Origin of the sequence: Phyllobacterium sp. (assembly GCF_037994425.1) — a bacterium.
Taxonomy (GTDB): domain Bacteria; phylum Pseudomonadota; class Alphaproteobacteria; order Rhizobiales; family Rhizobiaceae; genus Phyllobacterium.
Genome location: NZ_JBBNAM010000275.1, coordinates 47,198 through 54,247 on the forward strand (window position 1 = coordinate 47,198; position 7,050 = coordinate 54,247).

The window sequence follows — 7,050 nt, forward strand, 5'->3', positions numbered from 1 at the left end:
TGAGCGAGGTGTCAATGTCCATTGAAAACCAGGAATTTCCGATGACCGGCGACGCCGGACGCAAGGCCGCCATGGCGTTGCTCGCGCAGGCTACCGCTGATGAAATGCACCAATTCTGGTCCGGCTGGAATAACAAGCCGCATGTCGAAACCCTGCGGGGGCCTGAAACCGGATTGGTCATGGTTCGCGGCCGCATTGGCGGAGGCGGCGCAGCATTCAACCTCGGGGAGGCGACCGTTACCCGCGCAACCGTGCGGCTCGATGGCGGTGCCGTTGGCCACGCTTATGCGCTCGGACGCCAAGGCGAGAAGGTCCGCCTTGCCGCCGTCTTCGACGCCCTTTGGCAGCAGAATGCGCACCGCGACGCCGTCGAAACGACGGTGTTGGCGCCGATCGCACAGCGGCTCGATGACGAGCTCAAGACGAGACGCGCGGAAACGGCGGCTACCAAGGTCGATTTCTTCACGATGGTACGGGGTGACGATTGATGAGTACGGCCGCACAGGTTTTCGAGGGCGGTTTCGCCGACGCGGTTCTCGGATCGCAACAAATCTTCCGGGGGCTTATGGACGCCATGGCCAAACCCGGCCTTATCGTTGCAGTGCCGGAATTGGTGGCAGCGCCGGCACCGCTAACACCGGTCATGGCATCGATCGCCGTGACCCTATTCGACCACGACGCGACCGTTTGGTGCGACAAATCGATTGCATCGTCGGAAGAGGCAATCGGTTGGTTGAAGTTCCACACCGGGCTCGAACTGGTGTCGGAACCTGCAGGCGCGCAATTCGCGCTCGTACGCGAGATCGCGGCCATGCCATCGTTCGAAATCTTTGCCAGGGGCACGGCGGAATATCCGGATCGCTCGACGACTATCATCATGCAGGTCGAGGGATTCGACGGTTCGACAACGCTCACATTAAATGGCCCCGGCATCAAGGATACGCAGCAATTTGCGCCGAGTCGGCTTCCAAGAATGTTCATCGATCAGTGGGCGGCCAACCGCGCCGCCTTTCCACGCGGTGTCGACCTGGTCTTTGCGGGCAGGGATACACTTGCCGCCCTGCCGCGCACGACGCGCGTTGCGACCAAGGAGGATTAGCCATGTATGTTGCAGTCAAGGGTGGCGAAGCTGCCATCCGCAATGCGCATAAGCTTCTCGCCGACAGGCGCAGGGGCGACCGTTCAGTACCATCGATCAGGCTCGACCAGATCGTCGAGCAGCTTGCGCTCGCCGTCGACAGGGTCATGGCGGAAGGCTCGCTCTACGATGTTGAGCTTGCCGCGCTCGCTATCAAGCAGGCGCGGGGCGATATGATCGAGGCGATCTTTCTCGTTCGTGCCTACCGCACGACCCTGCCGCGCTTCGGCTATACGCTGCCCGTCGAAACCGCCGACATGGCGATCGAGCGGCGCATCTCGGCAACGTTCAAGGACCTGCCGGGCGGTCAGTTGCTGGGACCGACGTTCGATTATACCCACCGCCTGCTCGATCCGGAACTCGCGGCCGATATGCCCGTCGAAGAACCCGAGGAACGGGCAGAAGCTCACGAGCGGGCGCCGCGCGTAACCGATATTCTCGGTCACCACGGGATGATCGAGGCAGACGGGGAATTGCCGGAAGGAGCGGTCCCGGGCGATCTGACCCGCGAGCCCCTGGCTTTTCCCCTTGAACGCGACCTGCGTCTCCAGGCGCTGGCGCGCGGCGACGAGGGTTTCATTCTGGGCCTCGCCTATTCGACGCAGCGCGGCTATGCCCGCAGCCATCCCTTCGTCGGCGAAATTCGTATCGGCGAAGTCGAAGTCGAGCTTGAAGTCGCGGAACTCGATTTCCCGCTCACCCTCGGCCGCATCCGCCTCACCGAATGCCAGATGGTCAACCAGTTCAAGGGCTCGTCGAAACAGCCGCCACAATTTACCCGGGGCTATGGGCTCGTCTTCGGCCAGAGCGAGCGCAAGGCCATGTCCATGTCGCTATGCGATCGTGCATTGCGTGCAAGGGAGCTTGGCGAGGATGTCACCGCCGCGGCCCAGGACGAGGAATTCGTCATCTCCCACAGCGACAATGTCCAATCGACCGGCTTTGTCGAGCATTTGAAGCTGCCGCACTACGTGGATTTCCAGGCCGAACTCGATCTGGTGCGCCGGATGCGGGTCGAACACGAACGCCGCGACGTTCAGGAGGCTGCAGAATGACCGAACTAGCAACCTATAACTTTGCCTATCTCGACGAACAGACGAAGCGGATGATCCGCCGCGCCATCCTGAAGGCTATCGCCATCCCGGGCTACCAGGTGCCTTTCGCCTCGCGCGAAATGCCGATGCCCTATGGCTGGGGGACAGGCGGCGTTCAGGTCACTGCCGCCATCATCGGCCCCGACGATACGCTCAAGGTGATCGATCAGGGCGCCGACGACACGACGAATGCCGTGTCGATCCGCGCCTTCTTCCAGAAGACCGCCAATGTGCGCGTCACGACAAGCACGACAGAGGCCTCCATCATCCAGACGCGACATCGCATCCCCGAAGCGCCCCTGCAGGCCGGGCAAATCCTCGTCTATCAGGTGCCGATCCCCGAACCGCTGCGCTTCCTCGAACCCCGCGAGACGGAAACGCGCAAGATGCACGCCCTCGAAGAGTATGGGCTGATGCATGTCAAACTCTACGAGGACATCGCCCGCCATGGCCACATAGCGACGACCTACGCCTATCCGGTGAAGGTCGAGGGACGCTACGTCATGGATCCGTCGCCTACGCCGAAATTCGACAATCCGAAGATGCACCGATCGCCGGCGCTTCAGCTCTTCGGCGCAGGACGGGAAAAGCGCATTTATGCCGTCCCGCCCTATACGGAGGTTGTCAGCCTCGACTTCGAGGACCATCCGTTTGAAATCCAGACGTTTTCCGAGCCCTGCGCGCTCTGCGGCGCCAAGGGCAGCTACCTCGACGAGGTGATCCTCGACGACAAGGGCGGCAGCATGTTCGTCTGTTCGGACACGGATTTTTGTGAAGACCGGCAGAGGAATGGCCATCGCGGCCATCTTGCGGCCAATCCGGCGGAGGCAGCGGAATGAACGATACACCACTTCTCAAAGTCAGCGGGCTCTCGAAATTCTATGGAAGCCGGATCGGCTGCCAGAACGTATCGTTCGAACTTTGGCCGGGCGAAGTACTCGCGATAGTCGGCGAGTCCGGTTCGGGCAAGACAACGCTTCTAAACTGTCTCGCGACACGCCTCGCCCCGTCAGCGGGATCCGTCGAATATCGTATGCGGGACGGTCAATTCCGTGACCTTTACCGGATCAGCGAAGCCGAGCGGCGTTTGTTGATGCGCACCGACTGGGGCTTCGTGCACCAGAACCCGGCCGACGGCCTGCGCATGACCGTTTCTGCGGGTGCGAATGTCGGCGAACGGCTCATGGCGGTCGGCGACCGGCACTACGGCCGGATCCGTTCGACCGCTGCCGATTGGCTCGGGCGGGTCGAGATAGCCGAGGACCGCATCGATGACGAGCCGCGCGCCTTCTCCGGCGGCATGCGCCAGCGGCTACAGATTGCACGCAATCTCGTCACCAATCCTCGCCTCGTCTTCATGGACGAGCCGACCGGCGGTCTTGACGTATCGGTCCAGGCAAGGCTTCTCGATCTCCTGCGCGGCCTCGTCAGCGATCTCGGTATCGCAGCGATCGTGGTTACCCATGACCTCGCGGTCGCACGGCTGCTCTCACACCGAATGATGGTGATGAAGGACGGCCATATCGTCGAAACCGGGCTTACGGACCGCGTCCTCGATGATCCGCAAGCGCCTTACACCCAACTCCTCGTTTCATCCATCCTGCAGGTCTAGGAGAAGATCATGCCGACACCCCTTGTTGTCTCCGATGTTGCCAAGAGTTTCACCATGCACCTGCGCGACGGAATTCGCCTGCCGGTGATCGCCAATGTCACGTTCTCGATCAAGGCGGGGGAATGCGCCGTTCTCGGCGGCCCCTCGGGCGCCGGCAAGAGCTCGATCCTGAAGATGGTCTATGGCAACTATGCCGTGGATCAGGGGCAGATCATCGTGCCCTACCGGGATCGCCTCGTCGACATAGCCTCGGCCGATCCACGTACCATGCTCGGTATCCGCCGCGAGATGGTTGGTTATGTCAGCCAGTTCCTGTGTACCGTACCGCGCGTTTCGGCGCTCGACGTTGTCGCTGAGCCGCTTGTCGCCCGTGGGATCGACCGCGACGAAGCCCGGAGCAAGGCGGCATCGCTGCTTTCCGGTCTTAATCTGCCCGAACGCCTCTGGGCACTCCCGCCCGCCACCTTCTCCGGAGGCGAACAGCAGCGTGTCAACATCGCGCGTGGTTTCATCACCGATCATCCGATCCTGCTTCTCGATGAACCCACAGCCTCGCTCGACGCCAAGAACCGCAACGTCGTTGTGGCGATGATTCAGGCGAAGAAGGCGGCTGGCGTCGCCATGCTCGGCATTTTCCACGACGAGGATGTGCGTGAGGCCGTCGCCGACCGGATCATTGATGTCACAGCATTTTCGAGCACAGGCGGGTTAGCAGCATGACGAAACTTTCCGAGACCCCGCTGATACACCCGACAGCAAGCGTGGAAGGCTGCGAACTCGGGCGCTATACGGAAGTGGCCGAGTGCTGCCGGCTCAGCGAATCCAGCTTCGGCGACTATTCCTACATCATGCAGGATGGTTCCGCCTGGTGCGCCAAGGTCGGCAAATTCGCTAACATCGCGTCGAGCGTGCGCCTCAACGCACCCAATCACCCGACATGGCGTCCAACACTTCACCACTTCACCTATCGTTCCGGCGACTATTGGAACGATAGCACCGTGGACGAGGCGTTCTTCGATTGGCGACGCACCAATACGGTCACGATCGGTCATGACGTTTGGATAGGCCATGGTGCAACCATCCTGCCGGGCGTCACTGTCGGCGATGGTGCCGTGATCGGGGCAGGGGCCGTTGTCTCGAAGGACGTCGATCCATACACGATCGTCGGGGGCGTGCCAGCACGCAAAATACGCGATCGTTTCGACCGGAAAACGGCGGAACAACTGCAGATACTCGCCTGGTGGAACTGGGACCACGCCAAGTTGCGCTCCGCGCTCGACGATTTTCGTTCCCTGTCCATCGAGGCTTTTATCGAAAAGCACGCGGCCTAAATCAAACGAGCGATGACGTTGCCGGACTGACATCAAGTTGTCATCCACCTGAAACAAAAACGACATCGCACCTTCACATCCGTGTCCTAGGACAGTGCAGCCCAACAAGGACTTGCATATGCTGAAGATTGAAAACGTGACGCGGCGCTTTGGCAAATTCGTAGCCATTGACGATGTCAGCTTGGAGATCCCGCAAGGTCAGATGGTCGGCGTCATCGGCCGATCAGGCGCCGGCAAATCGACCCTGCTGCGCATGATCAACCGTCTTGTCGATCCGTCAGAGGGCGCGATCCTGTTCGAGGGCACCAATGTCGCGCAGTTGCGCGGTGCGGCGTTGCGCAACTGGCAGCGCGACTGCGCCATGATCTTTCAGCAGTTCAATCTCGTCCCGCGCCTCGACGTCCTGACCAATGTTCTGCTTGGACGCCTCAATCATCGCTCGACGATCAAGAGCCTGCTCGGCATGTTCACACGCGAGGAGCGCGCAATGGCGCTCGCAGCGCTGGAGCGTCTCGACATTGTAAAGACTGCCCTGCAAAGGGCGGGGACGCTTTCCGGGGGGCAGCAACAGCGTGTAGCGATCGCTCGTGCGCTTATGCAGAATCCAAAGGTCATTCTCGCCGACGAGCCGATCGCTTCGCTCGATCCGCGCAACGCGCAGGTGGTGATGGAATCGCTGCGCGACATCAATGAGCGGGAAGGACTGACGGTCATCACCAATCTGCACACGCTCGATACGGCCCGCCATTTCTGCCAGCGCATCATCGGCATGCAGGGTGGGAAGGTCGTTTTTGACGGTGGACCCGACGATCTGACCGAGCTTGCTGCACGTCGCATCTATGGGGCGGACGGCATGAAGGACGCATTTTCAGAAGCAATTACTTCGACGAGTATCGGCCGCGGCTCACCCAAGCCGATTTCAGAGCTGGAGGTCGTTCTGGCCGCGCGTTGAGTGCAACGAGACCGGCTCGCCCACGATACGGGCCAACATAAAACTGATCACAAACTCACTAAGACGTTGACAGGAGAGAACTATGTTCAAGAAAGCCCTTCTTAGCGCGATCGCTATTGGTGCCATGCTGGCCGGTTCGATGGCGCGCGCTGAAAACCTCGAAACATTCCGCGTCGGCATCATTGGCGGTGAAAACGAGGCCGATCGCCTACGTAACTACCAGTGCATTGTCGACCAATTGCCGAAGGCTATTGGCGTTAAGGAAGTCAAGCTCTTCCCGGCGACGGATTATGACGGCGTCATCCAAGGTCTCCTCGGCGGTACGCTTGATTATGCCGAACTCGGCGCTTCGGGCTTTGCCAAGATCTACCTCACCAATCCGAAGGCTGTCGAACCCATCCTGACGACAGTGCAGACCGACGGTGCAACGGGCTACTATTCGATCATGATCGCCCGCAAGGACAGCGGTATCAAGACGCTTGCCGACATGAAGGGCAAGAAGCTTGGATTTGCCGACCCGGATTCTACCTCCGGCTACCTCATCCCGGTCACATCCCTGCCGAAAGACATCAAGGTATCAGTCAAGGACTACTTCGGTGAAACCGGGTTCGGCGGCGGCCACGAAAACCTCGTTCTCGCCGTCAAGGACGGCAAGTTCGATGCCGGCACGACCTTCGGCTCGGGCGTCGGCAAGTTTGACGAAGGCTATACCTCCGGCAATCTGCGCAAGATGGTCGACAAGGGCCTGATTGACATGAAGGATTTCGTCGAACTGTGGAAGTCGCCGCTGATCCCGAATGGTCCGATCGTTGTCCGCACGTCGCTCGACAGCAATATGAAGGCAAAGTTCAAGGAATTTATGCTCAACCTGCCAAAGACCGATCCGGCCTGCTTCGCCGCGACGATGGGCGGTGATTTCAAGA

Annotated in this window: 9 protein-coding genes; all 9 read left to right on the forward strand. The window is 60.4% G+C overall.

Going from position 1 to position 7,050, the window contains the following annotated elements; translation table 11 throughout:
* Positions 1-14: 14 nt before the first annotated feature.
* Positions 15-488, forward strand: coding sequence for a phosphonate C-P lyase system protein PhnG (gene phnG, locus AAAB35_RS19055; RefSeq protein ID WP_340669854.1), 474 nt, complete (start codon positions 15-17; stop codon positions 486-488).
* Positions 488-1,099: a phosphonate C-P lyase system protein PhnH gene (gene phnH / locus AAAB35_RS19060; protein WP_340669855.1), complete on the forward strand. Its 612-nt coding sequence runs from the start codon at positions 488-490 to the stop codon at positions 1,097-1,099. Before phnG ends, phnH begins: the two co-directional genes overlap by 1 nt.
* Before the next feature lie 2 nt (positions 1,100-1,101).
* Entirely contained in the window at positions 1,102-2,193 is a 1,092-nt protein-coding gene (locus AAAB35_RS19065) for a carbon-phosphorus lyase complex subunit PhnI (protein WP_340669856.1), read from the forward strand.
* Entirely contained in the window at positions 2,190-3,071 is an 882-nt protein-coding gene (locus AAAB35_RS19070; protein WP_340669857.1) for an alpha-D-ribose 1-methylphosphonate 5-phosphate C-P-lyase PhnJ, read from the forward strand. The genes AAAB35_RS19065 and AAAB35_RS19070 overlap by 4 nt, the downstream gene beginning before the upstream one ends.
* Positions 3,068-3,844, forward strand: coding sequence for a phosphonate C-P lyase system protein PhnK (gene phnK, locus AAAB35_RS19075; RefSeq protein WP_340669858.1), 777 nt, complete (start codon positions 3,068-3,070; stop codon positions 3,842-3,844). The genes AAAB35_RS19070 and phnK overlap by 4 nt, the downstream gene beginning before the upstream one ends.
* A gap of 9 nt (positions 3,845-3,853) precedes the next feature.
* Positions 3,854-4,564, forward strand: a complete 711-nt coding sequence (phnL, locus tag AAAB35_RS19080) for a phosphonate C-P lyase system protein PhnL (RefSeq protein ID WP_340669859.1) — start codon at positions 3,854-3,856, stop codon at positions 4,562-4,564.
* Positions 4,561-5,175 carry a DapH/DapD/GlmU-related protein gene (locus AAAB35_RS19085; RefSeq protein ID WP_340669860.1) on the forward strand — a complete coding sequence of 205 codons (615 nt, stop codon included), beginning with the start codon at positions 4,561-4,563 and terminating at the stop codon, positions 5,173-5,175. Before phnL ends, AAAB35_RS19085 begins: the two co-directional genes overlap by 4 nt.
* 118 nt (positions 5,176-5,293) lie before the next feature.
* A complete protein-coding gene (phnC, locus tag AAAB35_RS19090; RefSeq protein WP_340669861.1) occupies positions 5,294-6,127 on the forward strand; it encodes a phosphonate ABC transporter ATP-binding protein in 834 nt (277 codons plus the stop codon).
* An 82-nt stretch (positions 6,128-6,209) separates the two neighbouring features.
* Positions 6,210-7,050, forward strand: an 841-nt coding sequence (gene phnD, locus AAAB35_RS19095; RefSeq protein WP_340669862.1) for a phosphonate ABC transporter substrate-binding protein, incomplete at its 3' end; no start/stop codon positions are given.